Source organism: Chryseobacterium sp. UF-290 (assembly GCF_058245615.1).
This window is the reverse complement of sequence record NZ_JBSICB010000041.1, coordinates 1-484: the sequence shown is the minus strand read 5'-3', so window position 1 is coordinate 484 and position 484 is coordinate 1. Positions and strand designations below refer to the sequence as shown.

Sequence of the window (484 nt, the reverse complement as noted above, 5' to 3'; positions counted from 1 at the left end):
AAGAACAGTGGCAGAAATCTTACAACTTTGGGAATCGTGATATTTTAATGGGAATGAGTACCATTCAGAGTCAAGATACCAAAGCCAGGAACCAGGACCTGACCAAAGGAATTCTTTTAGGGGGTTATACCCAGGCTGAAGGAAGAATAGAAAAGAATGATGAAACCTTTTGGATGCTGTATGTGGATGGGAATGGCAATGAGCAGTGGAGGAAGCATGTGAGTGGAGAATCAAGACAAAGAGAAGAAAGACTTTCAGATCTGAAGCTAAACAGAGATGGATCTATTGTTCTGGCTGGTACCAGTGCAACGGAATTAGGAAAGGAGAACTGGAAGATCGTAAAGCTGGGAGATAAGCAAGTTGACCAACTGATCGAGAAATATGACATCAGGATCTACCCGAATCCAGTATCTGATTATGCTTATGTAGAAATCGGCTTTGATTTCAAGGAAGCTGATATTATGCTGTATGATATGAGTGGAAG

Annotated in this window: 1 pseudogene; it reads left to right on the top strand. The window is 41.3% G+C overall.

Going from position 1 to position 484, the window contains the following annotated elements:
- Positions 1 to 484, top strand: a pseudogene (locus tag AC4IF5_RS20410) (T9SS type A sorting domain-containing protein); the annotation flags it as partial.